General features: G+C 60.8%; 25 protein-coding genes. 15 read left to right on the top strand and 10 right to left on the bottom strand.

All coding sequences use genetic code 11. The features are described 5' to 3' along the window. Window positions 1-15: 15 nt before the first annotated feature. The 5 genes from FPT12_RS11680 to FPT12_RS11655 all read right to left on the bottom strand — a co-directional run bounded on the left by FPT12_RS11680 (window position 16) and on the right by FPT12_RS11655 (window position 6,174). Window positions 16-477 carry an N-acetyltransferase gene (locus FPT12_RS11680; RefSeq protein ID WP_145016388.1) on the bottom strand — a complete coding sequence of 154 codons (462 nt, stop codon included), beginning with the start codon at window positions 475-477 and terminating at the stop codon, window positions 16-18. Between the two features lie 130 nt (window positions 478-607). Then, window positions 608-1,432, bottom strand: coding sequence for an ethanolamine ammonia-lyase subunit EutC (gene eutC / locus FPT12_RS11675; RefSeq protein ID WP_145016433.1), 825 nt, complete (start codon window positions 1,430-1,432; stop codon window positions 608-610). Window positions 1,433-1,443: 11 nt separating this feature from the next. Further along, window positions 1,444-2,838 (bottom strand): ethanolamine ammonia-lyase subunit EutB, encoded by a 1,395-nt coding sequence (locus FPT12_RS11670; protein ID WP_145016387.1) that lies wholly within the window; start codon window positions 2,836-2,838, stop codon window positions 1,444-1,446. 201 nt (window positions 2,839-3,039) lie between these two features. After that, entirely contained in the window at window positions 3,040-4,410 is a 1,371-nt protein-coding gene (gene eat, locus FPT12_RS11660; RefSeq protein ID WP_145016386.1) for an ethanolamine permease, read from the bottom strand. A 243-nt stretch (window positions 4,411-4,653) separates the two neighbouring features. Beyond that, window positions 4,654-6,174 carry an aldehyde dehydrogenase family protein gene (locus FPT12_RS11655; RefSeq protein ID WP_145016385.1) on the bottom strand — a complete coding sequence of 507 codons (1,521 nt, stop codon included), beginning with the start codon at window positions 6,172-6,174 and terminating at the stop codon, window positions 4,654-4,656. 302 nt (window positions 6,175-6,476) lie between these two features. On the opposite strand from FPT12_RS11655, the gene FPT12_RS11650 reads away from it, so the two are divergent. The 4 genes from FPT12_RS11650 (at window position 6,477) to FPT12_RS11635 (ending at window position 10,776) form a co-directional block, all read left to right on the top strand. Next, window positions 6,477-8,393 (top strand): sigma-54-dependent Fis family transcriptional regulator, encoded by a 1,917-nt coding sequence (locus FPT12_RS11650; protein ID WP_145016384.1) that lies wholly within the window; start codon window positions 6,477-6,479, stop codon window positions 8,391-8,393. A 127-nt stretch (window positions 8,394-8,520) separates the two neighbouring features. Further along, a complete protein-coding gene (gene mpl / locus FPT12_RS11645) occupies window positions 8,521-9,870 on the top strand; it encodes a UDP-N-acetylmuramate:L-alanyl-gamma-D-glutamyl-meso-diaminopimelate ligase (protein WP_145016383.1) in 1,350 nt (449 codons plus the stop codon). Next, on the top strand, window positions 9,867-10,499 hold the full coding sequence (gene ubiX, locus FPT12_RS11640; RefSeq protein ID WP_019693823.1) for a flavin prenyltransferase UbiX: 633 nt from the start codon (window positions 9,867-9,869) through the stop codon (window positions 10,497-10,499). Before mpl ends, ubiX begins: the two co-directional genes overlap by 4 nt. Then, entirely contained in the window at window positions 10,492-10,776 is a 285-nt protein-coding gene (locus tag FPT12_RS11635; protein ID WP_145016382.1) for a YceK/YidQ family lipoprotein, read from the top strand. Before ubiX ends, FPT12_RS11635 begins: the two co-directional genes overlap by 8 nt. 136 nt (window positions 10,777-10,912) lie before the next feature. Here FPT12_RS11635 and FPT12_RS11630 read toward each other — a convergent pair whose 3' ends face one another. The 3 genes from FPT12_RS11630 to FPT12_RS11620 all read right to left on the bottom strand — a co-directional run bounded on the left by FPT12_RS11630 (window position 10,913) and on the right by FPT12_RS11620 (window position 13,858). Further along, on the bottom strand, window positions 10,913-11,554 hold the full coding sequence (locus FPT12_RS11630; protein ID WP_145016381.1) for an oxidoreductase: 642 nt from the start codon (window positions 11,552-11,554) through the stop codon (window positions 10,913-10,915). A 28-nt stretch (window positions 11,555-11,582) separates the two neighbouring features. Further along, window positions 11,583-13,301, bottom strand: a complete 1,719-nt coding sequence (locus FPT12_RS11625) for a C13 family peptidase (RefSeq protein ID WP_145016380.1) — start codon at window positions 13,299-13,301, stop codon at window positions 11,583-11,585. 101 nt (window positions 13,302-13,402) lie between these two features. Next, window positions 13,403-13,858, bottom strand: a complete 456-nt coding sequence (locus FPT12_RS11620) for a MaoC family dehydratase (RefSeq protein ID WP_019693819.1) — start codon at window positions 13,856-13,858, stop codon at window positions 13,403-13,405. A 196-nt stretch (window positions 13,859-14,054) separates the two neighbouring features. Here FPT12_RS11620 and FPT12_RS11615 point away from each other — a divergent pair, with 196 nt between their 5' ends. Genes FPT12_RS11615 through FPT12_RS11605 form a run of 3 tightly spaced genes read left to right on the top strand, consistent with a single transcriptional unit; the run spans window position 14,055 to window position 15,734 of the window. Continuing rightward, window positions 14,055-14,417 carry a CidA/LrgA family protein gene (locus FPT12_RS11615; protein ID WP_145016379.1) on the top strand — a complete coding sequence of 121 codons (363 nt, stop codon included), beginning with the start codon at window positions 14,055-14,057 and terminating at the stop codon, window positions 14,415-14,417. Beyond that, window positions 14,417-15,133, top strand: a complete 717-nt coding sequence (locus tag FPT12_RS11610; protein ID WP_145016378.1) for an LrgB family protein — start codon at window positions 14,417-14,419, stop codon at window positions 15,131-15,133. The genes FPT12_RS11615 and FPT12_RS11610 overlap by 1 nt, the downstream gene beginning before the upstream one ends. A 10-nt stretch (window positions 15,134-15,143) precedes the next feature. Beyond that, on the top strand, window positions 15,144-15,734 hold the full coding sequence (locus FPT12_RS11605) for an LON peptidase substrate-binding domain-containing protein (RefSeq protein ID WP_145016377.1): 591 nt from the start codon (window positions 15,144-15,146) through the stop codon (window positions 15,732-15,734). Window positions 15,735-15,740: 6 nt separating this feature from the next. Here the strand turns inward: FPT12_RS11605 and FPT12_RS11600 are convergent, their stop codons facing one another. After that, on the bottom strand, window positions 15,741-17,057 hold the full coding sequence (locus tag FPT12_RS11600) for a bifunctional DedA family/phosphatase PAP2 family protein (protein WP_145016376.1): 1,317 nt from the start codon (window positions 17,055-17,057) through the stop codon (window positions 15,741-15,743). Window positions 17,058-17,153: 96 nt separating this feature from the next. Next, window positions 17,154-17,837: a DNA-3-methyladenine glycosylase gene (locus FPT12_RS11595; protein WP_145016375.1), complete on the bottom strand. Its 684-nt coding sequence runs from the start codon at window positions 17,835-17,837 to the stop codon at window positions 17,154-17,156. A gap of 162 nt (window positions 17,838-17,999) precedes the next feature. Between FPT12_RS11595 and FPT12_RS11590 the strand changes: the two genes are divergently transcribed. The 8 genes from FPT12_RS11590 (at window position 18,000) to FPT12_RS11555 (ending at window position 26,086) form a co-directional block, all read left to right on the top strand. Further along, entirely contained in the window at window positions 18,000-19,271 is a 1,272-nt protein-coding gene (locus FPT12_RS11590; protein WP_145016374.1) for a glutamate-5-semialdehyde dehydrogenase, read from the top strand. Further along, complete coding sequence (nadD, locus tag FPT12_RS11585) at window positions 19,240-19,962, top strand: nicotinate-nucleotide adenylyltransferase (RefSeq protein WP_256676705.1); 723 nt, start codon at window positions 19,240-19,242, stop codon at window positions 19,960-19,962. Before FPT12_RS11590 ends, nadD begins: the two co-directional genes overlap by 32 nt. Window positions 19,963-20,033: 71 nt before the next feature. Beyond that, window positions 20,034-20,528 (top strand): ribosome silencing factor, encoded by a 495-nt coding sequence (rsfS, locus tag FPT12_RS11580; RefSeq protein ID WP_145016372.1) that lies wholly within the window; start codon window positions 20,034-20,036, stop codon window positions 20,526-20,528. Window positions 20,529-20,537: 9 nt separating this feature from the next. Further along, window positions 20,538-21,005: a 23S rRNA (pseudouridine(1915)-N(3))-methyltransferase RlmH gene (gene rlmH / locus FPT12_RS11575; RefSeq protein WP_003185785.1), complete on the top strand. Its 468-nt coding sequence runs from the start codon at window positions 20,538-20,540 to the stop codon at window positions 21,003-21,005. A gap of 12 nt (window positions 21,006-21,017) precedes the next feature. Next, on the top strand, window positions 21,018-22,913 hold the full coding sequence (gene mrdA, locus FPT12_RS11570; RefSeq protein ID WP_145016371.1) for a penicillin-binding protein 2: 1,896 nt from the start codon (window positions 21,018-21,020) through the stop codon (window positions 22,911-22,913). A 31-nt stretch (window positions 22,914-22,944) separates the two neighbouring features. Next, window positions 22,945-24,048 (top strand): rod shape-determining protein RodA, encoded by a 1,104-nt coding sequence (gene rodA / locus FPT12_RS11565; RefSeq protein WP_178098724.1) that lies wholly within the window; start codon window positions 22,945-22,947, stop codon window positions 24,046-24,048. Window positions 24,049-24,065: 17 nt separating this feature from the next. Then, window positions 24,066-25,076: a lytic murein transglycosylase B gene (gene mltB, locus FPT12_RS11560; RefSeq protein ID WP_054594207.1), complete on the top strand. Its 1,011-nt coding sequence runs from the start codon at window positions 24,066-24,068 to the stop codon at window positions 25,074-25,076. Beyond that, a complete protein-coding gene (locus FPT12_RS11555; protein WP_145016369.1) occupies window positions 25,076-26,086 on the top strand; it encodes a septal ring lytic transglycosylase RlpA family protein in 1,011 nt (336 codons plus the stop codon). The genes mltB and FPT12_RS11555 overlap by 1 nt, the downstream gene beginning before the upstream one ends. Window positions 26,087-26,275 lie beyond the last annotated feature (189 nt).

The raw sequence follows: 26,275 nt of genomic DNA, 5'->3' as shown, positions 1-26,275 counted from the left end.
GTGTCCGACTCTGGCTCAGAGTTCTTCGCTGATCGGCAAGACGTAGTTCTTGAACTCGGTGTCTTCGCGAAACCCGATGGATTCGTAGGTTTTCTGCGCAATTTTGTTGTCGCTGCTGGTCGACACGCGCATGCGCACAGCCTGGGTTTCCTTGGCCATTTTCTTTGCGGTGCGCATCAGGTTGTCGGCAACCAGTTGGCGGCGGGCGTCTTCGGCGACGTAGATGTCGTTGAGGATCCACACGCGCTTGAGCGACAGGGACGAAAAGCTTGGGTACAGCTGACAAAAACCCAGCAGTTTGCTGTCGTCATCATCGGGCAGGGCCAGATAGATCACCGACTCCTTGCGCCGCAGACGCTTTTCCAGAAAGGCCCGGGACGAGTCTGGATAAGGCAACGAGCCATAAAACTCGCGGTACTTGACGAACAACGGCGTCAGAAGGTCCAGGTGCTCGAGGGTTGCTTGAGTAATCCGCATGCTAGGCCTCAACTTTCAAGTAGATAGGGCGGCAGTTTCCAGTGGATACGACGGCAATCGGTTCACTGCTCGGGCAGCCGTTCGTCGAACTCTGCCTGAAAGCGGAGCAAAAACGCAATTCCAATACGGGTCAGGCATCCGGCAGACTCAGTAGGAAATTTCCTGTCATATCAGCGTCATCTCTCGACCCGATAGTTTGGACCTGGGCTTCGTCTTTCAGGTTAACCCCCGACAACTGCCGTCGACAGGCCTCGCGCATCAAGTACAGCAAACGGTGTGCCGCCATGCCATAGCTCAAACCTTCAAGGCGGACATTGGAAATACAGTTGCGATAGGCGTCCGTCAGGCCGACCTTTGGATTATAGGTGAAATACAAGCCGAGACTGTCTGGCGAGCTGAGTCCAGGGCGTTCGCCGATCAGGATCACGATCATTTTTGCGCCAAGCAATTCGCCGATTTCGTCAGCCACGGCGACGCGACCCTGTTCCACCAGAATCACTGGCGACAACGACCAGCCTTCGGCCTCCGTCTGTTCTTCCATGCGCGCCAGAAACGGCAAGGTGTGTCGATGCACCGCCAGCGCTGACAAGCCGTCGGCCACGACGATCGCCAGATCAACGCCGCCCGGGTTGGCCAACGCGTATTCACGCAGCGTTTGTGCGGACTCATCACTCAATTTTCGCCCCAGGTCTGGCCGTTGCAGATAACTGTGGCGATCGTTGGCGGCGCTGTGCAGCAGCAGACTGTCGCGTCCGCGCTCGGCCAGTTGCTGGCTGAGCCCGACATGATCGAAGGGCAGGTGCACGGCATCGCGGGCCTCGGCGTGGGCGTACTGGAAATCCAGTTGCGCGCCGGTCGGCATACTGGTGCCGGTGCGACCCAGAGCGATGCGTGCCGGGGTCAGGCGGCGCAGTCCCAGCCAGGGGTTTTGCGGATCGACGGTTGGTTTATCCATCAGCAGATTACTCATCCCAGTTGCGCCATGGCCTGGCGGAAGGCCGGCGGCAGGTTGTTGCCGAAGTGCACCTTGCCGTCACCTTGGGTGAAAATGCCCATATTGGCCAGCCACCGCTCAAACTCGGGTGCCGGTTTCAGGCCCAGGGTCTGGCGTGCGTAGAGCGCGTCGTGGAACGACGTGGTCTGGTAGTTGAGCATGATGTCGTCGGAGCCGGGGATGCCCATGATGAAGTTGATCCCGGCCACGCCGAGCAGCGTCAGCAGGGTGTCCATGTCGTCCTGATCGGCTTCGGCGTGGTTGGTGTAACAGATATCGCAGCCCATCGGCACCCCGAGCAACTTGCCGCAGAAGTGATCTTCGAGGCCGGCGCGGATGATCTGTTTGCCGTTGTAGAGGTATTCCGGGCCGATGAAGCCGACCACGGTGTTTACCAGAAACGGCTTGAAGTGCCGTGCCACGGCGTAGGCGCGGGTTTCGCAGGTTTGCTGGTCGATGCCGTGATGGGCGTTGGCCGAGAGCGCGCTGCCCTGGCCGGTTTCGAAGTACATCAGGTTTTGCCCCAGGGTACCGCGACTGAGGCTCAAGCCTGCTTCATAACCTTCCTGCAGCACACTCAGGCTGATGCCGAAACTGGCATTGGCCGCTTCGGTGCCGGCAATCGACTGGAACACCAGATCCAGTGGCACGCCTCGATTGATCGCCTCGATGGAGGTGGTGACGTGGGTCAGCACGCAGGCTTGGGTCGGGATTTCGTAGCGCTGGATGACCGCGTCGAGCATTTCCAGCATCGCGCAGATCGAGGCGATGCTGTCGGTGGCCGGGTTGATGCCGATCATCGCGTCGCCGTTGCCGTAGAGCAGGCCGTCGAGAATGCTCGCGGCGATCCCGGCGGGTTCGTCAGTCGGATGGTTGGGTTGCAGACGGGTCGACAGGCGCCCGCGCAGGCCCATGGTGCCGCGAAACTGAGTCACCACGCGAATCTTTTGCGCCACCAGCACCAGGTCTTGCACGCGCATGATCTTCGACACGGCGGCGGCCATTTCCGGGGTCAGGCCAGGGGCCAGCGCGCGTAGGCTCTGCTCGTCGGCCGCATCGCTGAGCAGCCAGTCGCGAAAACCGCCAACGGTCAGGTGGCTGACAGTCTCAAAGGCGCGAGCATCGTGGGTGTCGATGATCAGCCGGGTGACTTCATCGGATTCGTACGGGATCAGTACTTCTTGCAGGAACTGCTTGAGCGGGATGTCAGCCAAGGTCATTTGCGCGGCGACCCGTTCGCCATCGTTCAGGGCGGCGACGCCGGCCAGAAAGTCTCCGGAGCGTGCCGGGCTGGCCTTGGCCATGACTTCCTTGAGGCTGTCGAAACGGTAGGTCCGGGCGCCGACGGTATGGGCAAATGCAGCCATGAGCGGTGTCCTCTTTATGTGTACAAGTCTTGATAACACTGACCATCCCTCGTGGGAGCGAGCTTGCTCGCGATAGCGGTCTGACATCCGGCACATGTGCTGAATGACACTCCGTATTCGCGAGCAAGCTCGCTCCCACACTGGGTCTCAGTGCACTTCAATAATGCAGGCGCCGGGCCATTCGCCCGGCGCAAGTGCACGTTAGATGCCGGTAAGCATCGCGTCCGCCGGGGCGTCGAAGCGCTGTTTGGCGGTCAATTGGAAGTAGATGAAGCCGGCCACCATGAAACCGAGGAAAATCATCCCGATCAGGGTGTTGAACCAGGCCATCGCCACCAGGCAGACCACTGCCAGGAACAGCGCGATGCCCGGCACGATCGGATAACCCGGGGCGCGGAAGGTGCGCTCCAGGTTCGGCTCGGTTTTGCGCAGTTTGAACAGACTGAGCATGCTGATGATGTACATCACGATAGCGCCGAACACCGACATGGTGATCATCGCGGCGGTCAGGGTCATGCCTTGCAGGTTGACCAGCCCATCGCTGTAGATCGCCGCGATGCCGATCACGCCGCCGGCCAGAATTGCCCGATGCGGGGTCTGGAAGCGCGAGAGCTTGGCCAGGCCGCGAGGCAGGTAGCCGGCGCGAGCGAGGGCGAAGAACTGTCGCGAGTAGCCGAGGATGATCCCGTGGAAGCTCGCCACCAGACCGAACAAACCGATCCACACCAGCATGTGCATCCAGCTGGAGTTGTTGCCGACCACGGCTTTCATGGCCTGAGGCAGCGGGTCGTTGATGTTCGCCAGTTGACGCCAGTCGCCCACACCGCCGGCCATGACCATCACGCCGATGGCCAGGAACACCAGGGTCAGGATGCCGCTGACGTAGGCCCGTGGAATGGTGCGTTTCGGGTCCTTGGCTTCTTCGGCAGCCATGGCCGCGCCTTCGATGGCGAGGAAAAACCAGATGGCAAAGGGGATCGCTGCAAAGATGCCGGGGATCGAGGCGACCGTGAACTCATTGGCGCCGGACCAGCCGTTGAGCACGAAATTGCTGAAGCTGAAGCCCGGTGCAACCACGCCCATGAACACCAGCAGTTCGGCTACCGCCAGAACGGTCACCACCAGTTCGAAGGTCGCGGCAATGCTGACGCCGAGGATGTTCAGGCCCATGAACACGAAGTAGGCGCCGATCGCGGCGAGTTTCGGGTCAAGATCCGGGTATTGCACGTTCAGGTAGGCGCCGATGGCCATCGCAATGGCCGGTGGCGCGAAGACGAACTCGATCAGCGTGGCGATCCCGGCGATCAAGCCGCCTTTCTCACCAAAGGCTCGTCGGCTGTAGGCAAAGGGCCCGCCAGCGTGGGGAATCGCAGTGGTGAGTTCGGTGAAACTGAAGATGAAACAGGTGTACATCGTCGCCACCATCAACGCGGTGACGAGGAACCCCAGGGTGCCTGCGGTGCCCCAGCCGTAACTCCAGCCGAAGTATTCGCCGGAAATCACCAGGCCGACGGCAATGCCCCAAAGGTGCAAGGTGCCGAGTGTGGGTTTGAGCGTTGTTGAAGAAGTCATAAGTCCTCTCTGTTTTTTATTGTTCGATCTGTTGGACTTTCGGGTGTGGCGGTTTGGGTGGATCGACGCTGTTCACGCAGCGGTTAATCTGTCGAGCAGGCACGCAAAGCCCGTGCCAGAGCGGCAGGGCAATGTAGGTTGTGTCAATGAAGGCGCCATCGTTGGCAAGCCATGCTCCTACAGGGGGGGGATTTGTAGGAGCAAGGCTTGCCCGCGATAGCCGTTACGCGATTTCGCGCGGAGTTAGAAGAAGCCCAGCGGATTGATGTCGTAGCTCACCAGCAGGTTTTTGGTTTGCTGGTAGTGGTCGAGCATCATTTTGTGGGTTTCACGGCCGACACCAGACTTCTTGTAACCACCGAACGCGGCGTGGGCTGGGTACAGGTGGTAGCAGTTGGTCCAGACACGACCGGCCTTGATCGCCCGGCCCATGCGGTAGGCGCGGTTGATGTCACGGGTCCAGAGACCGGCACCAAGGCCGAACTCGGTGTCGTTGGCAATCGCCAGGGCTTCGGCTTCGTCCTTGAAGGTGGTGATGCTCACCACCGGGCCAAAGATTTCTTCCTGGAACACGCGCATTTTGTTGGTGCCCTTGAGCAGGGTCGGCTGGATGTAATACCCGGTCGCCAGGTTGCCCTCGAGTTTTTCCACCTTGCCGCCGGTCAGCAACTCGGCACCTTCGCCTTTGGCGATTTCCAGGTAGGAGAGGATCTTGTCAAATTGCTGCTCGGATGCCTGGGCGCCGACCATGGTGTCGGTGTCCAGCGGGTCGCCACGTTTGATTTGCAGGACCTTCTTCATCACCACTTTCATGAAGTCGTCGTAGATCGACTCTTGCACCAGCGCGCGGGACGGGCAGGTGCAGACTTCGCCCTGGTTGAAGAACGCCAGCACCAGGCCTTCGGCAGCTTTCTCGATGAAGGTCGGTTCGGCTTGCATGATGTCGGCGAAGAAGATGTTCGGCGATTTGCCGCCCAGTTCCACGGTGGACGGAATAATGTTTTCGGCGGCGCATTTCATGATGTGCGAGCCGACCGGCGTCGAGCCGGTAAAGGCAATTTTGGCAATGCGTTTGCTGGTGGCCAGGGCTTCACCGGCTTCTTTGCCGAAACCTTGCACGACGTTCAGCACGCCGGGCGGCAGCAGGTCGCCGATCAGTTCCATCAGCACGGTAATACCCAGCGGGGTTTGCTCGGCGGGCTTGAGCACCACGCAGTTACCGGCGGCCAGTGCCGGGGCAAGTTTCCAGGCGGCCATCAGGATCGGGAAGTTCCACGGGATGATCTGCCCGACCACGCCCAGCGGTTCGTGAATGTGATAAGCCACGGTGTTGCCGTCGATTTCCGCGGCGCTGCCTTCCTGGGCGCGCAGGCAACCGGCGAAGTAGCGGAAGTGGTCAGCGGCCAGCGGGATGTCGGCGTTGAGGGTTTCACGCACGGCTTTGCCGTTGTCCCAGCTTTCGGTGATCGCCAGGACTTCGAGGTTTTGCTCGATGCGGTCAGCGATTTTCAGCAGCACCAGCGAGCGCGCCTGAGCAGACGTGCTGCCCCAGGCGTCGGCGGCTGCGTGGGCAGCGTCCAGGGCTTTTTCGATGTCTTCGGCCGTGGAGCGGGGGAATTCGGCAATCGGTTGGCCGTTGACCGGGGAGGTATTGGTGAAGTACTGACCTTTGACAGGCGCGACGAATTCGCCGCCGATGTAGTTGCCGTATTGACTCTTGAACGAAACGATAGCGCCTTCAGTACCTGGGTGAGCGTAACGCATGGTGAGTATCTCCTTGGCTTTTGTGCTTATAAGGGAGTACGCGCAGTAAGCGCTTGAGAAGCGTAGAGCAAAGGTCGGGCCAGTGCTTTGAAGTTCAGGTAAATCAAGGGCTTACGGCTTTTTCAAGGGGGTGGTGATACAGGGCCTGTGACAGATGCGGTACAGGCCTTGTGACAGTTTGTACCGCTTGTGGCACAACCTGTGACCTGGTGGTCAGGCCAGCATTGCAATGCGCTTGATGCTGGAGGATGCTGGGCGTCACCTCATGCAAGGCAGTTGAGCCCAGGGGAGAATAATAAAAAATGCACAGCAACCATTTGAGTCGCCATGCCCAGCAAGTCTTGACCGTGACCCAAGGCAAATCCCATTTGCAGGGGCCGGGCAGCGATCCGTCCATCGCCCGTTCCTGGCTGCGTTGTCTTGAGGATTATCACCTCGACCCGGCCCTGACCATGGCGCCGACGGTGCTTGAACACGGTCGTGTGCTGGAGAGTCGCGAGCGCTTGCAGCAAGTCCTGCAGATTGCCGGTGGCGAAATGACCAGCCTGCATCAACAACTTTCCGGTGCCGGCCACGCCGTGCTGTTGACCGACGCCCGCGGGGTGATTCTCAACTGTGTCACCGCGCCTGCCGAACGGAAGATTTTCGAGCGCGCCGGTCTGTGGCTTGGCGCTGACTGGAGCGAAGCCTGCGAAGGCACCAATGGCATCGGCACCTGCCTGGTGGAGCGGCAGTCGCTGACCATTCACCAGGATGAACACTTTCGCGGTCGCCACACCGGCCTGACCTGTTCGGCGAGCCCGGTGTTCGACCCGCACGGCGAACTGCTGGCGGTGCTCGACGTGTCGTCGGCGCGTCACGATGTCTCGCGTCAGAGTCAGTTCCACACCATGGCGCTGGTCAACCTCTCGGCGAAGATGATCGAGAGCTGCTACTTCCTGCGTTACTTCGACAATCAATGGCTGCTGCGCTTTCACTTGCAGGCCGAGTCGGTCGGGCTGTTCAGCGAAGGGCTGCTGGCGTTTAACGGCGAAGGGCGGATCAGCGCGGTCAATCAGAGCGCGTTGAACCTGCTGGGGCATATTCGTGGCGGGTTGCTGGGTAAGCCGGTCGAGGCGTTTTTCGATTGCTCGCTGGACGAACTGCTGGGGCGTGCGAGCGTTAATGCTAGCGCCAGTTGGCCATTACGCACCCGCGACGGGCGGGTGCTGTTTGCGCTGCTGCGCGGCCAGCCGCGCAGCATTCCGACCCCGGTGCTGCAACAGCCGGTCATTGCCGAGCGCCCGGCACTTTCGGGCATTTGCCTGGGGGATGAAGGGCTGCAGGCTGATTTTCGTAAAGCCTTGCGAGTCTTCGAGCGTGATGTGCCGCTGCTGATCAACGGTGAAACCGGCTCAGGTAAGGAGGCCTTCGCCAAGGCCGTGCACCAGGCCAGTCAGCGCGCCGACAAAGCCTTCGTCGCGCTCAACTGTGCGGCGATCCCGGAAAGCCTGATCGAGAGCGAACTGTTCGGCTATCGCGGCGGCAGTTTCACTGGCGCCCGCAAAGAGGGCATGCGCGGCAAGTTGCAGCAGGCCGATGGCGGCACGTTGTTTCTCGACGAGATCGGTGACATGCCGCTGGCGCTGCAAACCCGACTATTAAGGGTGCTGGAAGATCGGCAGGTGGTGCCCATCGGTGGTGAGCCGCTGCCGGTCAATGTGCGGATCATCAGTGCCACTCACCGGAATTTGCTCGAGCGGGTACAGGACGGCAGTTTCCGCGAAGACTTGTATTACCGCCTCAATGGCCTGGAAATCGCCTTGCCAGCGTTGCGCGAACGCAGCGACAAGTCGCAGTTGCTGGACTTTTTGCTGGCTGAAGAGTCGGGTGGGGAGGCGGTGCTGATTGACGCTGCGGCGCGACAGGCGCTGCTCGACTACGCCTGGCCGGGTAACGTGCGGCAATTGCGCAATGTGCTGCGGACCCTGGCGGCATTGTGCGATGACGGACGGATCGGGGTTGAGGATTTGCCGGTGATGATTCGGCAGGTCCGACCGGCTCCAGTGTTAGCGCAGGCGGACGAGGTGTCCGAATATCCGCTGGACGATGCCGAACGCCTGGCGTTGCTCAATGCCCTGGAGCAGCAGCGTTGGCACATGACCCATACCGCTGAACAACTGGGTGTCAGCCGCAACACCCTCTATAGAAAACTGCGCAAACACGGCATCGCCCGTTAAACCACGTCGCGACTATGCTCGTTCCCACGCGGAGCGTGGGAACGAGAGAGCAAAGCCAGCCCATCACCTAAAGAGTGCGATTTTCGGCCCTCTACGCTAACCTGCCTCGATGTTTACGAGGTTGACTATGCACATTCATATTCTGGGTATTTGCGGCACTTTCATGGGCTCGATGGCGGTTCTGGCCAAAGAGCTGGGCCATCATGTGACGGGCTCCGATGCCAACGTCTACCCGCCGATGAGTACGCAGTTGCAGGCGCAGGGCATCGAGCTGACGCAAGGCTATGATCCTTCCCAACTCGATCCGGCCCCGGATCTGGTGGTGATCGGCAATGCGATGTCGCGCGGCAACCCGGCGGTCGAATACGTACTGAACAAAGGCCTGCCGTACGTCTCCGGTCCGCAATGGCTGGCCGACCATGTGCTGCAAGGCCGCTGGGTGCTGGCGGTTGCCGGCACTCACGGTAAAACCACTACCAGCAGCATGCTCGCCTGGGTGCTGGAACACGCGGGCATGAGCCCGGGCTTTTTGATTGGCGGCGTGCCGCAGAACTTCTCGGTATCGGCGCGTCTGGGTGACACGCCGTTCTTCGTGATCGAAGCCGATGAATACGACAGCGCGTTCTTCGACAAGCGTTCGAAATTCGTTCACTACCGTCCGCGTACCGCGATCCTCAATAATCTTGAGTTCGATCACGCCGACATCTTCCCCGATCTGCCGGCCATCGAGCGACAGTTCCACCACTTGGTGCGGACCATCCCGAGTGAAGGCCTGGTGATTCACCCGACCACCGAACCTGCGTTGCAGCGCGTGATCGAAATGGGTTGCTGGACCCCGGTGCAAACCACCGGCGCAGGCGGGCAGTGGCAGGTCAAGTTGCTCAGCGAAGACGGCTCGAAGTTTGAAGTGATGTTCGAAGGCGTCGCCCAAGGCGTGGTCGAGTGGGACATGACCGGCCAGCACAACGTTGCCAATGCCCTGGCGACTCTGGCGGCCGCGCGGCATGTGGGCGTGGTTCCGGCGATGGGTATCGCCGCGTTGAGCGCGTTCAAGAGCGTCAAGCGTCGTATGGAAAAAGTCGCTGAAGTTCACGGCGTCACTATCTACGACGACTTCGCTCACCACCCGACCGCCATTGCGACCACCCTTGACGGTCTGCGCAAACGCATCGGCGACGCACCGTTGATCGCGATCATCGAACCGCGTTCCAACTCGATGAAGCTCGGCGCGCACCGTGACGGTTTGCCGGAAAGCGTGGTCGATGCCGATCAGGTGATCTGGTATGCACCGGCCAACCTCGGCTGGGACTTGCCCGCCGTTGCTGCGCTGTGCACCGTGCCATCTATGGTCTGCGACTCGCTGGACGGCATTATCGAGCAGGTGAAGCGCCAGGCCAAACCGGGCACCCACGTGGTGATCATGAGCAACGGCGGCTTCGGCGGCCTGCACGGCAAATTGGCTGAGGCGCTTAAATGAGTAACGGTCCGGATCGCATCACGCTGGCCATGACCGGCGCTTCCGGCGCCCAGTACGGCTTGCGCCTGCTCGATTGTCTGGTGCGCGAAGACCGCGAGGTGCACTTCCTGATTTCCAAGGCCGCGCAACTGGTGATGGCGACCGAGACCGACGTCACGCTGCCGCCGAAACCACAGATGATGCAGGCCTTCCTCACTGAATACACCGGCGCGGCTGCCGGGCAGATTCGGGTGTATGGCAAGGAAGACTGGATGTCGCCCGTGGCTTCGGGCTCCGGCTCGCCGGCCGCGATGGTGGTGGTGCCGTGTTCGACCGGGACCTTGTCGGCGATTGCCACAGGCGCCTGCAACAACCTGATCGAGCGCGCCGCCGACGTGACCTTGAAAGAGCGTCGGCAGTTGATTCTGGTGCCACGCGAGGCGCCGTATTCCAGTATTCACCTGGAAAACATGCTCAAGCTGTCAAACATGGGCGTGACCATTCTGCCGGCCTCGCCGGGTTTCTATCACCAGCCGCAGACCATCGATGATCTGGTGGACTTTGTCGTGGCGCGGATTCTCAATCTATTGAACATCCCGCAAGACATGCTGCCGCGTTGGGGCGAACACCATTTGAGCAGCGATGAATAAGCTATTGAGTCTTCTGCTCGCCCTGCAATTGGGCGGTTGTGCCACCGCACGCACATTGGATGCGGCCAAGCCCGGAGCGCCGGTGGTGTACTCGGGGATGCGCCTTGATCTGTACGCGCTGGACGGCGGTTGCTGCGCCAAGGATCGTTTTGGCGCCGAAGCACCGAGCTACCCCGGCATCGACCTGCCGGCCAGCGCGCTGCTCGACACGCTGCTGTTGCCGCTGTCGGTGTTGACGGTGCTGGGGGTAGGGCTTCAGGCGACGGGCGGGTTGTAGCGGAGCGCTGCCGCGCTCTATCGCGAGCAAGCTCGCTCCCACATTGGATCTTCAGTGAATGCAAATTATGTGAACGGCACCGATCAAGTGTGGGAGCGAGCTTGCTCGCGATGACGCCTGCCCAGTCACCGCCGATCTATTTGCCTAACTTGCGCAACTCATCCGACTCGACAATCCGCAAGCCATCCTGTTCTTCCAGCGCCAGGCGCCACATGGCGCGGGCCAGTTGGCAGGCTTCGATGCCGTGGTATTTGCCGGGAATCAGTTTGGACAGCGGGCCTGCCAGTTGTTCGGCGAGTCGCGGTTCAAGGCGATCTCCCAGTAGCAGGGAAGGTCGGCAGATAGTCAGTTGCGGCCAGTTCTGTGCGCGCAATGCGTATTCCATCTCGCCCTTGACCCGGTTGTAGAAAACCGAGGATCTGCGATCAGCCCCCAGGGCGCTGATCACGATCAAGTGTCGTGCGCCCATTTCCCGCGCGCGTTTGGCAAACGCCACCACCAGGTCCAGATCGACGGCGCGAAAGGCTTGTTCGGAGCCGGCCTGTTTGATCGTCGTGCCCAGGCAGCAGAAGGCAATGTCGACGCGGCCACTGAGTTGGGGGAGAAGCACCGCCGGATCGCCAACCGGGTTTTCCAAGTGAGGATGTTCCGCCAGTGGTCGGCGTGACGGTGCCAGTACGCGGCTGATGGTCGGCTCGTTGAGCAGCCGATCGAGTAAGTGTTCACCAGTCAGGCCGGTGGCTCCAGCGAGCAATACATGCTGAGGCGTCAAGTACATAATGTTTCCCCCTTGATACTGTTTCAGCTTAGTTGCTCTTTGCTTCCTTGCTGGTTAAAGCGGCACTTTGTAGTGCCTTGCGTGCTTGTTGCTTGCGCAGTAATTGCCAATGCGCCAACACCCCTTTAGGCGCCCAGATCTGTGGTTCCGATGCCTCGAAGTTATCTGCCAGTTCGCGCTCGGCGACCGTGGCCTTGGCCAGTTTGAATGCCTGCTCCAGATCGTCGGTCTGGTTCAGTGCCTGAACGAACAACGCGTCGCCGAAGTACGTGAAGTCAGCTTCCTCCGAGCAGCCGAACGACACCCGGTCGGCGCGCGAGGCGGTCATGATCAGTGTGCGTTCGTCTTTGAGTGCCGGGATAAAACCACCGGAGTAGCAGGCCGAAATCACGATGATCTTGTCGCGGTTTTTCAGCGGAGCGAGGACGGCGGCCAATTCGTCAGCCGGCAAATCGGCCAGTTCCATGCGCGGTTGGTCGAGCACCAGTTCGTGTTCGTGGGTGCCGTGGCTGGTCAGGTAGATGAACACCAGATCTTCCGGCCCGCTGCGTTCGGCCAGGGTCAGGGCGGCGCGGCGCAGGTTCTCGCGCGTGGCCATCGGCCGGTCGCCGAGGTGGTCGCGATGGTTGACCAGGCGAATCTGGCCGTAGGCGCCGAAGCGGCTGGCGAGCATGTTGCTGACGTAATCGGACTCGCGCAGAAACACGCTCTGCTTGCCGTCGCCGCCCACGGTCAGGGTGTACAGCTCGATCGCCGGGGTCGAGGCCGGCACATTGGCCAGCGCGTCTTCGAGCAGGCGCCCTTGCGCCAGTAACCCCAACTCGAGGGTGTCTGGCAGCAACTTGCCATTAGCATCGCGTACACGCTGGCCATTGATCCAGTCGCCGCTTTGCACGGTGCCATCCGTCAGCACCAGCGTGCCGTGCCCTTGATAGCTGTCGTTATTGAACTCGCCGATGTAGAAGCTGCCGTCCGCCAGATTCAAACGGCCTTGACCGGTGAAACGCCAATCACTGAATTGGCCGATGTAGTGGCTGTTGTCGGCGCCGATCAATTCGCCTTTTCCGTTCAGCGCGCCTTCCTTGAACTGGCCGACCCACACGTCGCCGTCGGCGTTCTCGTAGCGGCCTTTGCCGTTCAACTGATTCTGTTTGAAGCCACCGACGTAGCTGTCGCCCTCGGCACTGCTGAAGGTGCCGTTGCCTTCCAGCTGACCGTCGACAAAAGTACCGGTGAACTGGTTGCCGCTGGCATCGCCACGCTGGCCTTCACCGTTGGGTTTGCCGTTGGCGAACTGGCCCTGATACTGGCTGCCGTCTTCAAGCTCGAGACGGCCGAGGCCGGAATACTGATCGGCCTTGAACTCGCCACGGTAGGTCATGCCGTCTTCTTTGAGGGTGCCTTCACCGTCGCGCCGCCCGAGTTTGAAGCCGCCGGTGTAGCTGCTGCCGTTGGTGGTCAGCGTGCCCTGGCCATGGAACAGCCCCTGCTGGAACTCCCCGCGGTAAACCTCGCCGTTACTGCCGTGCCATTCGCCCTGACCGTGCCACTGGCCCTTGTCGAACTGACCGGCGTACCAGCTGCCGTTCGGGTAGTCGATCCGGCCCTGGCCTTGCAGCAACCCATTGACCAGATCACCCCGATAGCGGCCGCCATCAGGCAGGCGTGCGTCGGGCGGCAGCAGCGATTCGCCGTCACCACACGCGGTGAGCAACAGGGTCAGAGCAAGGGGTGCAAGTGAGCGCATAGCGGGATCCGGGCAATTAGGCGAGGGAGTATGCCGCAGCTATGTGTCTGATATATAGAGCTGTGCGAAACAGCGTAGGGCTGTTTCGCATCGGGTGAGGGTTAAACGAACGCCAGCGACAACGGTTCAGCGATGTACGCCGGTTTTTCCTGGCCTTCGATTTCCAGCGTGGCGGTGGCCTTGAGCAACCATTGGCCGGGTTTCTTTTCGGTAACGTCGCTCAGTTCGACCTTGAGCCGGACTCTGGAGTCGACCTTCACCGGTTGAATGAAACGCACGCTGTCCAGGCCGTAGTTGACGACCATCTTCAAGCCTTGCGGCAGGACCAGGATGTCTTCCATCAGTTTCGGGATCAGCGACAGCGACAGAAAACCGTGGGCGATGGTGCTGCCAAACGGGGTTTGTGCGGCTTTTACCGGGTCAACGTGGATGAACTGATAATCGCCTGTAGCTTCAGCGAACAGGTTGATGCGGTCCTGATCGATCGTGAGCCATTCGGAACGTCCGAGTTCCTTGCCGACATAATCTTTGAGCTCTGCAACGGGAACATAGGGCATTGAGACTCTCCTTGGGTTCATCGGATTTATAGTTTTTCGAATGGGGGGATTTGACCTCCCGGAAAACCACTTTAGATCAACATGACAATTGGCTCAGGTCAACTGACCATGCTTTTGGCGAATGCCGGTGCATAGCGTTGTCGTGCTTATAATGCTCGGCCCGCGTGTGGGGGACGAGTTTTGCTGGAGATGACGGATGTTGCTACGCGGCCTGACCTGGCTGGTGCTGTTTCAATTGCTCGGCACGGCCCTCAACCATTTGTTTTTGCCGGTGCTGCCAGGGCCGATTATCGGCCTGCTGTTGCTGCTGGGGTTCCTGGTCATTCGTGGCGAAGTGGCTGAGCCCCTGAGCCTGGCCGCCAGCAGCCTGCTGCGTTATTTGCCCTTGCTGCTGGTGCCGCCAGCGGTGGGCGTGATGGTGTACGCCGCCGATATTGCGGCGGACTTCTGGGCCATCGTCGGCGCACTGGTGTTGTCGCTGCTGCTGTCCATGGCCTTCGCCGGGGTCTTGATGCAACGGCTGGTCAAGCGCCACGCCGTGCGTTCGGAGGAGTCGTGATGATCTTCGACTGGCAGGGAGCGCTGGCGGCAGTGATTCATCACCCGTTGTTCGGTATCGGCGTTACGTTGGGCGCTTATCAACTGGTGCTGGCGGCGTTCGAGAAAACCCGCTGGATCTTTCTGCAGCCCGTACTGGTATCGATGCTGCTGGTGATCGGCGTGTTGCTCGCGTGTGGGTTGACGTATACCGAATACCGCAAAAGCACCGAGTTCCTCAGCATTCTGCTGGGGCCGGCGACCGTTGCACTGGCGGTGCCGCTCTACCTGAACCTGCGGCGGATTCGACAGCTGTTCTGGCCGATATTTACTACGCTGGTGATAGGTGGTGTGGTTGCCACCGGCATGGGCGTGCTGCTGGGTTGGTGGTTTGGCGCCGAGCACATGATCCTGATGACCATGGCGCCCAAATCGGTCACCTCGCCGATTGCCATGCTGGTGGCCGAGCAGATTGGCGGAGTGGCGGCGCTGGCGGCGGTGTTCGTGTTGATCACCGGAGTGATTGGCGCCATTTTCGGCCCGAGTCTGTTGAACCGGCTCGGTGTGCACAGCCCGGAAGCCCGCGGTATGGCGCTGGGCATGACCGCCCACGCAGTCGGGACTGCGGTGGCGATGCAGGAAAGTGAAGAGTGCGGCGCCTTCGCAGCGCTGGCGATGAGTCTGATGGGCGTGGCCACGGCGGTGTTCCTGCCGTTGGCGGTGTCGATGGTGGTGTAAGGAAATGTCTATGAGCTTGCCGCTTTTTCCGCTGAACACGGTGCTGTTTCCTGGCTGCATCCTCGACTTGCAGATTTTTGAGGCGCGCTATCTGGACATGATCAGCCGCTGCATGAAGCAGGGCGGTGGCTTCGGCGTGGTGTGCATCCTCGACGGCGAAGAAGTCGGCATCGCCCCGGAGGGCTACGCGCTGGTGGGATGCGAAGCGCTGATGACCGATTTCAAGCAGCAGGATAATGGTCTGCTGGGTATTCGGGTGCAGGGCGGGCGGCGCTTCCATGTTCTGCGCACCGAGACGCAGCGCGATCAGTTGACCGTCGCCGAGGTCGAGTGGCTGGAAGACGAGCCGGAACAACCGCTACAGGACGAAGACGCCGATCTGGTCGCACTGCTCAAGGCGTTGGCCGAACACCCGATGGTCGAAGCGTTGAACATGGGTACCGAAGCGACCGGGCAACAGTCACTGGCCAATCAATTGGCGTACCTGTTGCCGTTTTCTGAAGAGGACAAGATCGAACTGCTGCAACTCGACAACCCGCAGCAGCGCCTGGATGCGATTCAGGCATTGCTGGACGAGTTGCAGGGCGAGTTGTTTGCCTAATGCTTGTCAGTAGGCATACCGCTGCAATGTATGAGGCAAGTGCCACAGCGCGAAGAACCCGAACAATGCCAGCATTACCGGCAACACCGACCACCAGACCTTGGCCGGCATAGGGCTCAAGGGTGTCTGACGCTGGGTCACGGCCAGGCTGGCAGCACACACGCAAGCCGCCAACATCGCGCCGGCGGTTATATCGGTTGGCCAGTGTGCGCCGAGATAAACCCGCGACAGGGCAATGGCGGCTGCCGGCAAGCAACCGAGCAGCAACCAGGTCAGGCGCATGCGCTGCGGTTGGCCCCGGCCGGCCAGCACTGCGAGGGTCAGGAACAACGCAAACGAGCCTGACGCATGACCGCTGGGCATGCTGTAGCTGGTCAGTGGGTCGGTCAGTACTTCCGGGCGCATCCGGGCGAACAGGTTCTTGGTCCCGGTATTCGCCAGCGCGGTGACCAGCAGCGTGCTGCCGGCGAAGATCATGTGCCGCCATTGGCGTGTGATCAGTAGCAGGGTCGTCAGCGCCGCGCTGATCACCAGCATGTTTTTGAATTCGCCGATCAGGGTGAACATTACCGCGACTTCATCCAGCGCCGGGCTGCGGTGTTCTTGAACCAGCGTCATCAGGCCTTGGTCGAAGGCGCTCAAGTGCGGATAGCCTATGAACAGCCCGCCGAGTATCACCAGGCTGAGGCCGGTGATCAGTGCGGTGGCCTGGCGATGACCGCGCAAACTGCTGTTGATGCTCAGGCCCACCAATACCGCGATGCTACCGGCTATCAGACCGGCTTGAGGCCAGAAACCTTCCGGCAGCGGCAGGCGAATCGCCGCGCCCGTGGCCCAGCCCGGCAGCAGGTAGGCCACCGACCAGCCGGCCCCCGCCAGCAAACTGACAGCAAAGAAGCGCGGGAACGGCATGTCGAACATCCCGGCAACCATTGGCAGCATCGGGCGCAAAGGACCGATAAAGCGCCCGACCAATAAGCTCGCGATGCCATAGCGCTGGAAATAATTTTCGGCGCCGTTGATCCATTCCGGATGGTGACGCAGCCCTGGCAAGCGCCGAATGTTCTGGTGGAAGTGCCTGCCCAGGAAATACGACAGCAGATCGCCGAACAGGCCGCCAAGGAAACCCAGCAGCAGCGTTTCGCCCAGCGACAGCGCGCCGCTGCCGGCCAGTACCGTGATGGCAAACAGCAACACGATGCCGGGCACGATTAACCCGACAATTGCCAGGCACTCAACGCAGGCCACTATGAATACCGCCACCGCCAGCCATTGCGGATTCACCGTCAACCAGACGGTCAGGCTATCGAGCCATGGGCCCATACATACAACTCCATTTCATTTATTGGCCCCGAAGGCTGCGATCTTTTTAAGATCAAAAGATCGCAGCCTTCGGCAGCTCCTTCGGGGGATGGTGTTTCAGATCAGGAAATAATCGCGGTTTTCGACCTGGCCGCGTCGCAGGGGGTTCCGGGTGCAGTAAGGGGCGTAAGCGCTGTCGACGAAGCGGTACATCAGGTGCTCGTCACGACCATGAGGAATGCCCAGACGTGTGGTCTGAATAACATGCACGGGGTGTGTGCCGACGTCTTCGACAAGCAACACTTCATGATCGAAGCGCTTGGCATCCCAGATCGGTACTTTCAGACCCAGCGCCTTGCACAGCAAGGTCTGCCCGGCGCAGAGCTTCTGCGAGGGGCGCGGTCGACCGCAGGCGTCGGGATTGTTGAGCAGCATCTGCGCCAGGCTCGCCGGGCCGGAGAGTTCATCGACCCACGGGTAAGCCGATTTGATCAGCACCGCATTGCCCGGTCCGTGGGCGCTGAAGTTCAGCGAATCACCACCACGGGCGTAGTACATATAGATGTGGCCGCCATCCAGAAACAAAGCCTTACGCTTTTCTGTGTAGCCGAGGGAGGCGTGGCTGCCCTTTTCTTCGCAGTAATAGGCTTCGGTCTCGATAATCCGCGCCGAAAGCCACAGGTCACCGACTCGATGGCGGATCACTTTGCCCAGCAATTCACAGGCAAGCAACTGAGCATCACGGTTGAAAAAGCTGTCGGGCAGGGCTTTTGGCAGTTTCGCTGCGGTCAAAATAGACATGGCGGCCGAAGTGATCAGGTAAATATGACGGAATGATAACAACTGCGGACTTAATCGAGGCTGAACACTGCCCATTTCGACCATCCGCCCGTCACTGCTGTTAGTAGGAGCGTGTGACAGCTATAATCTGCCGCTTTCCTCTTTGCCAAGACCACAGAGACCATGACTGAGTCCGTTCTTGACTACATGACCCGTTTGGGTCGCGCTGCCCGCGACGCTTCCCGCGTGATCGGCCGTGCCAGTACCGGGCAGAAAAACCGCGCCCTGCTGGCTGCCGCCGACGCTTTGGATAACGCTCGCGCCGAGTTGACCGCCGCCAATGAGCTGGATCTGGCCGCAGGCCGGGCCAATGGGCTTGAGCCGGCCATGCTCGAACGTCTGGCCCTGACCCCCGCACGCATTGACGGCATGATCGTCGGTTTGCGTCAGGTGGCGGCGTTGCCCGACCCGGTCGGCTCGATCCGCGACATGAGTTACCGGCCGTCGGGTATTCAGGTCGGCAAGATGCGCGTGCCGCTGGGCGTGGTCGGGATCATCTATGAGTCACGGCCAAACGTGACCATCGATGCCGCGAGCCTGTGCCTGAAGTCGGGTAACGCAACCATCCTGCGCGGTGGTTCCGAGGCCATTCATTCCAACCGTGCGATTGCCGCCTGCATTCAGCGCGGCCTGGCTGAAGCCGGTTTGCCGCCGGCCGTGGTGCAAGTGGTCGAAACCACCGACCGTGCTGCCGTTGGTGCGCTGATCACCATGCCCGAGTACGTCGACGTGATCGTACCGCGCGGCGGCAAGGGCCTGATCGAACGGGTCAGCCGCGACGCTCGCGTGCCGGTGATCAAGCACCTGGACGGCATCTGCCACGTGTATGTCAGTGCCCACGCCGAGTTGCCGAAGGCCCAGCGCATTGCGTTCAACGCCAAGACTTACCGTTACGGTATCTGCGGCGCCATGGAAACCCTGTTGGTCGATCAAGCGATCGCCAAGGCATTCCTGCCGGCGATGGCCGAACAGTTCCGCGAAAAAGGCGTCGAACTGCGCGGTTGTGAACGCACCCGGGCGATCATCGACGTCGTGGCCGCGACCGAAGAAGACTGGAGCACCGAATACCTGGCGCCGATTCTGTCGATCCTGGTGGTCGATGGCCTGGACCAGGCGATCGAGCACATCAACCATTACGGCTCGCACCACACCGACTCGATCGTCAGCGAACACCAGGGTGAAGCCCGGCGTTTCGTGGCTGAAGTCGATTCGGCCTCGGTGATGATCAACACCCCGACGTGCTTTGCCGATGGCTTCGAATACGGATTGGGTGCCGAGATTGGCATTTCTACTGATAAGCTGCACGCCCGCGGCCCGGTGGGCCTCGAAGGTCTGACCTGCGAGAAGTACATCGTGGTCGGTGATGGCCAGTTGCGCGGCCAGGAGCCGGTCTGACTTGGGCGATCTCGGCCAGAGCGCCGCTGTGACCGCCGGCGAAACCGGCCCCCGACGCATTGGCGTCCTGGGCGGGACCTTCGATCCGGTGCACATCGGCCATTTGCGCAGCGCGCTGGAAGTCGCTGAAGCGCTGGCCCTTGATGAGTTGCGCCTGACGCCCAGCGCCAGGCCGCCGCATCGGGATACGCCGCAGGTTTCGGCGCAGGACCGTCTGGCGATGGTCGAGCGCGCGGTGGCCGGTATGACGCCGTTGGTGGTGGATGACCGCGAGCTCAAGCGCGACAAGCCGTCCTACACCATCGACACCCTGGAACTGATGCGCGCGGAACTCGCCGCTGATGACCAGTTGTTTCTACTTTTGGGCTGGGACGCATTTTGCGGCCTGCCCACTTGGCACCGCTGGGAAGAGTTGCTCCAGCATTGCCACATCCTGGTGCTGCAACGCCCGGATGCCGACAGCGAACCGCCGGATGCCTTGCGCAACCTGCTGGCAGCGCGCTCGGTGAGCGACCCGCTGGCCCTCAAAGGGTCGAGCGGACAGATTGCATTCGTCTGGCAGACGCCGCTCGCGGTATCCGCCACCCAGATCCGTCAACTGCTGGCCAGCGGTAAGTCGGTACGTTTCCTGGTGCCCGACGCGGTCCTGGCCTATATCGATGCGCACGGACTTTACCGTGCGTCGAACTGAAAAAGGCGCGCTTCAAGGCACGTGAACGCGTGTATCGAAGCGCCCGAACATACGAGCAAAACGAGTTTTATATGACTGACAAAGACGTAAGCAAAGTAAAGCGCAAGGGCACGTTCAAGAGCGCCCCGCTGCCAGTAGAAGCTCATACCGGCGTCGTACTTGCCGGCGAAGAGCTGGTCAAGGTTGCCGTAGCGGCCCTGGAAGACGTCAAGGCCCAGGACATTCAGGTGATCGACGTTCGTGATAAGCAGAGCATCACTGACTTCATGATCATCGCAACCGGTACTTCCAACCGTCAGATCGGCGCGATGCTGGATAAGGTCCGCGAGGCGGTCAAGGCCCAGGGCGTCAAGCCGCTGGGTGAAGAAGGCAAGGGCGACAGCGACTGGGTGCTGCTGGATATGGACGACGTCATCGTGCACATGATGACCGCCTCGGCTCGCCAGTTCTATGACCTGGAGCGCCTGTGGGCCGGTGCCGAGCAAAGCCGTTCGGCCAGCGCCGCGCATCACAGCCCGGAAAACCCTCATGAGCACTTCACCAAGCTCAACAAAGACCAGCAATAAGGGTTCGCTGTGCGACTGCGTCTGATCGCCGTCGGTTCACGCATGCCCAAGTGGGTGGAAGAAGGCTGGCATGAATATGCCAAGCGTCTTCCTTCCGAGCTGGCGCTGGAACTGGTGGAAATACCGCTCAACACCCGTGGCAAGAACGCTGACGTGGCGCGCTTCATTCGCCAGGAAGGCGAAGCCATGCTGGCCAAGGTCGGGCCGAACGAGCGCATCGTCACCCTCGAAGTTCACGGAAAACCCTGGAGCACCGAGCAACTGGCGGTCGAGCTGGACCGCTGGCGGCTGGATTCGCGCACGGTGAATTTCATGGTCGGCGGCCCCGAAGGGCTGGCGCCGGAAGTCTGTGCGCGGGCTGATCAGCGCTGGTCGCTGTCGCCACTGACCTTGCCGCACCCGCTGGTGCGGATTCTGATTGGTGAACAGTTGTATCGCGCCTGGACAGTGCTGTCCGGGCACCCTTACCACAAGTAGTTCAGCGCCCCCATGTCTCAGCCGATCCGCATCAAGGACCACGAGAAAGACGCCCGTCTGGTGCGCGGCCGGGTCGTGTTCGGGGCAATTGCGGTGGTCACGCTGATCGGCGTGCTGATTGCGCGGCTGTATTTCCTGCAAGTGATTCAGTACGAGTACCACTCGACACTGTCGGAAAACAACCGCGTTCACGTTCAGCCGATTCCGCCGACTCGCGGGTTGATCTATGACCGTAATGGCGTGGTGGTGGCCGATAACCGGCCCAGCTTCAGTCTGAGCATGACTCGCGAGCGCTCCGGTGACTGGAAGCAAGTGCTCGATGTGATCGTTGAAGTCCTGCAACTGACGCCTGAAGATCGGGCGGTCTTCGAAAAACGCATGAAGCAGGGGCGCCGACCGTTCGAGCCGGTGCCGATCCTGTTCGAGCTGACAGAAGAGCAGATCGCCCGGATCGCGGTGAATCAGTTCCGCCTGCCGGGCGTCGAAGTGGTTGCGCAACTGGTGCGTCATTATCCGCAGGGCGCGCACTTTGCGCATTCGGTCGGTTACATGGGGCGGATCAACGAGAAAGAGCTCAAGTCTCTGGATCCGGTGAGTTACAGCGGCACCCATCAAATTGGCAAAACCGGCATCGAGCGCTTCTACGAGCCGGAATTGCACGGTCAGGTCGGTTACGAAGAAGTCGAGACCAACGCCCGTGGCCGCGTATTGCGGGTGCTCAAGCGTACCGATCCGATCCCCGGCAAGGACATCGTCCTGAGCCTGGACATCAAGCTGCAGGAAGCCGCCGAAGCCGCATTGGGTGGGCGCCGTGGTGCGGTGGTGGCGCTGGACCCGAACACCGGCGAAGTGCTGGCAATGGTCAGTCAGCCGAGTTTTGACCCGAACCTGTTCGTGACCGGCATCAGCTTCAAGGCCTACGCCGAGTTGCGTGACTCGATCGACCGGCCACTGTTCAACCGCGTGCTGCGCGGCCTGTACCCGCCGGGTTCGACCATCAAGCCGGCCGTGGCAATTGCCGGGCTGGACTCTGGCGTCGTGACGGCCTCGACCCGGGTTTTCGACCCGGGTTACTACATGCTGCCCAACTACGATCACAAATACCGTAACTGGAACCGCACCGGCGACGGCTATGTGGATCTGGACACGGCGATCATGCGTTCCAACGACACCTACTTCTACGACCTGGCGCACAAGCTGGGGATCGATCGGTTGTCGGCGTACATGGGCAAGTTCGGTATCGGCCAGAAGGTCTCGCTGGACATGTTCGAAGAATCGCCGGGGCTGATGCCGTCTCGCGAATGGAAACGCGCGACCCGACGTCAGGCGTGGTTCCCGGGGGAAACGCTGATTCTGGGGATCGGCCAGGGCTACATGCAGTCCACCCCGTTGCAACTGGCCCAGGCCACCGCGCTGGTCGCCAACAAGGGCAAGTGGAACCGTCCGCACCTGGCCAAAACCATCGAGGGCGAGAAACCGGTAGACCCGAACCCGATGCCGGACATCGTGCTGCGTGATACGTCGGACTGGACCAAGGTCAACCATGGCATGCAGCAAGTGATGCACGGTGCCCGCGGCACTGCACGTAAAGCGGCGATCGGTTCGCAATACCGGATTGCCGGCAAGTCGGGTACCGCCCAGGTGGTCGCGATCAAACAGGGCGAGAAGTACGACCGCTCCAAGGTTCAGGAACGCCACCGCGACCACGCCCTGTTCGTCGGCTTTGCGCCGGCCGACAACCCGAAAATCACCGTGGCGGTGATGGTCGAGAACGGTGAGTCCGGCTCCGGTGTCGCGGCGCCCGTGGTGCGGCAAGTCATGGATGCCTGGCTCCTGGGCCCGGACGGCCGACTCAAACCCGAGTACGACAGCCCTATCAGCGCGGAGGCTACGGCCCGTGAAGAGTAATTTTGATCGCATCCTCTCCAGTGAGGATGTGATGCGTCGCCGCGCGACGCTGTTGCAGCGCATGCACATCGATGGCCCGTTGCTGATCCTGCTGCTGATCCTCGCGGCCGGCAGCCTGTTCGTGCTGTATTCGGCCAGTGGCAAGAGCTGGGACCTGCTGGCCAAACAAGCGACGTCGTTCGGGATCGGCCTGGTGTCGATGATCGTCATCGCCCAGTTCGAACCGCGCTTCATGGCGCGTTGGGTGCCGCTGGGCTATGTGCTCGGGGTGATCTTGCTGGTGGTGGTGGACGTGATGGGCCACAACGCCATGGGCGCCACGCGCTGGATCAACATTCCCGGGGTGATTCGCTTCCAGCCCTCGGAATTCATGAAGATCCTGATGCCGGCAACCATTGCCTGGTACCTGTCCAAGCGCACCTTGCCGCCGCAACTCAAGCACGTTGCCGTCAGTCTGTTCCTGATCGGGTTGCCGTTCATATTGATCGTCCGTCAGCCGGACCTCGGCACGTCGCTGCTGATTCTGGCCGGCGGTGCCTTCGTGCTGTTCATGGGTGGCCTGCGCTGGCGCTGGATCCTCAGCGTGGTCGCGGCAGCCGTGCCGGTGGCGGTCGGCATGTGGTTCTTCATCATGCACGACTACCAGAAGCAGCGGATCCTGACCTTCCTCGACCCGGAGAGCGATCCGCTCGGCACCGGCTGGAACATCATTCAGTCCAAGGCCGCCATCGGTTCCGGCGGCGTGTTTGGCAAAGGCTGGCTGCTGGGCACCCAGTCGCACCTGGACTTCCTGCCGGAAAGCCACACCGACTTCATCATTGCGGTGATGGGCGAAGAGTTCGGTCTGGTGGGCATTTGCGCCTTGCTGCTGATTTACCTGCTGTTGATTGGCCGTGGGCTGGTGATTACCGCCCAGGCGCAGACCCTGTTCGGCAAATTGCTCGCCGGCAGCCTGACCATGACGTTTTTTGTTTATGTTTTCGTCAACATCGGTATGGTCAGTGGCCTGTTGCCGGTGGTGGGGGTGCCGTTGCCGTTCATTAGCTACGGCGGAACTTCGCTGGTGACACTGCTGTCAGCGTTTGGGGTTTTGATGTCGATCCATACCCATCGTAAGTGGATCGCACAGGTTTGAATAAGGTGAAGATTTCAATGCAAGTAATGCGTGGCTGGGCGACCCGATACGCTCCGTGGGTCGGCCTGGTAAGCATCCTTGGTGCAGCGCAGGAAGCGCTGGCCGGCGATTATGAAGGCTCGCCCCAAGTGGCCGAATTCGTCGGTGAAATGACCCGCGACTATGGTTTTGCCGGTGAACAACTGATGGGCGTGTTCCGCGAGGCCGAGCGCAAACAATCGATTCTCGACGCGATCTCCCGACCGGCCGAGCGGGTCAAGCAATGGAAGGAATATCGCCCGATGTTCCTGACCGATGCGCGGATCGCCCGGGGCGTGGATTTCTGGCGTCAGCACGAAGCGGCGCTGGCCCGCGCCGAGCGGGAATACGGCGTGCCGGCGCAAGTTATTGTTTCGATCATAGGTGTTGAGACGTTTTTCGGTCGAAATACCGGCAATTATCGGGTGATCGACGCGTTGTCGACCCTCAGTTTCGACTACCCTCCACGTGCAGAATTCTTTCGTAAGGAATTGCGCGAGTTTTTGCTGCTGGCCCGCGAAGAGCAGGTCGACCCGCTGACGCTTAAAGGCTCGTACGCCGGCGCCATGGGCTTGCCGCAGTTCATGCCGAGCAGCTTTCGCGCCTATGCGGTGGATTTCGACGGTGATGGCCACATTAATATCTGGACCAACCCGGACGACGCCATCGGCAGCGTTGCCAGCTATTTCAAGCGTCACGGCTGGGAAGCGGGCGAACCGGTGGTCAGCCGGGCCGATGTGCGCGGCGATCAGGTCGACGACGGCTTGACCACCGGCATCGAACCGACGAAAACCGTCGGGGAGTTGCGGGCGTTGGGCTGGTCGAGTCATGATGCGCTGCGCGATGATATGCCGGTCACGGCTTTCAGGCTGGAAGGTGACAATGGCCCTGAATACTGGATGGGCCTGAAGAATTTTTACGCGATTACGCGTTATAACCGCAGCGTGATGTACGCCATGGCTGTACATCAGTTGTCTGAAATGCTGGTCCAAGCACGGGGCGTCAAGTAATGCTGGCATCGCCAATCCGCAAACCCCTGAGGCTGGTGGCTTTCGCCGCGTTGTCGTTGCTCGTGGTCAGCTGTTCGACCAGTCGTGCACCGCAACAGAAATACACGACCGCCGTACGTGCGACACCAGGCCTGGATATCAACCGTGCCCACAAAGACGGTGCGCCGTGGTGGGATGTGGATATTTCGCGGATTCCCGACGCTACGCCGACCCTGCACACCGGTCCGTACAAGGCCAACCCGTATACCGTGCTGGGCAAGACCTACTTTCCGCTGGCCGAATCCAAGCGTTATGTCGCTTCGGGCACGGCGTCCTGGTACGGCACCAAGTTTCACGGGCAGAACACCGCCAACGGCGAAGTGTATGACCTGTACGGCATGAGTGCCGCGCACAAGACCCTGCCGTTGCCCAGCTACGTTCGGGTGACCAACCTGGACAACAACAAGAGCGTGATTCTGCGGGTCAACGACCGTGGGCCGTTCTATTCGGACCGCATCATCGACTTGTCCTACGCCGCGGCCAAGAAACTCGGGTATGCCGAGATTGGTACCGCGCGGGTCAAGGTTGAAGGCATTGACCCGCAAGAGTGGTGGGCGGCAAAAGGCCGACCCGCACCGTTGATGCTCAACGAGCCGCAAGTCGCGCAAAATAGCGCACCGGTGATTACCGCGTCGGCCGGCACCGTCGAGCAATGGACGCCACCGCCGCAGCAACATGCCGCGGCCGTTGTGCCGGTGCAGATCGATGCAAAAAAAAACGCTTCTGTAACAGCCTCTGGCCAGTATCTGCAGGTGGGCGCGTTCGCCAACCCGGACGCTGCAGAACTCCTGAGATCGAAGTTGAGCGGGATGGTGAGCGCTCCGGTGTTCATCAGCTCGATCGTGCGCAACCAACAGACACTGCATCGGGTTCGCCTGGGGCCAATCGGCTCGCAGGGTGAAATCGCGCAAGTGCAAAACAGCGTGCGCCTGGCCAATCTCGGTTCGCCGAGCCTGGTGACGGCTGAATAAGCAATTTCTGATTCAAGGTTCGCTTGCGGTTTGGGGTGAACCTGAGTTGTTGGCTCGACGAACAATAAAAGCCCGGCAAGGGTTAGAGAGTAAGCAACTGAACACGCGACAATACTGAGGTTCCGATACGGAACCTGGGTTGTCTGATTAGTTTTGCCCGAAGGGCAGTTTCCATTAGCGATTTCGAGA

This window comes from Pseudomonas sp. H3(2019), assembly GCF_007713465.1.
In the GTDB taxonomy this organism is placed as follows: Bacteria; Pseudomonadota; Gammaproteobacteria; order Pseudomonadales; family Pseudomonadaceae; genus Aquipseudomonas.
The sequence above is the reverse complement of the archived record's forward strand: the minus strand, read 5'-3'. Positions and strand labels throughout refer to the sequence as shown.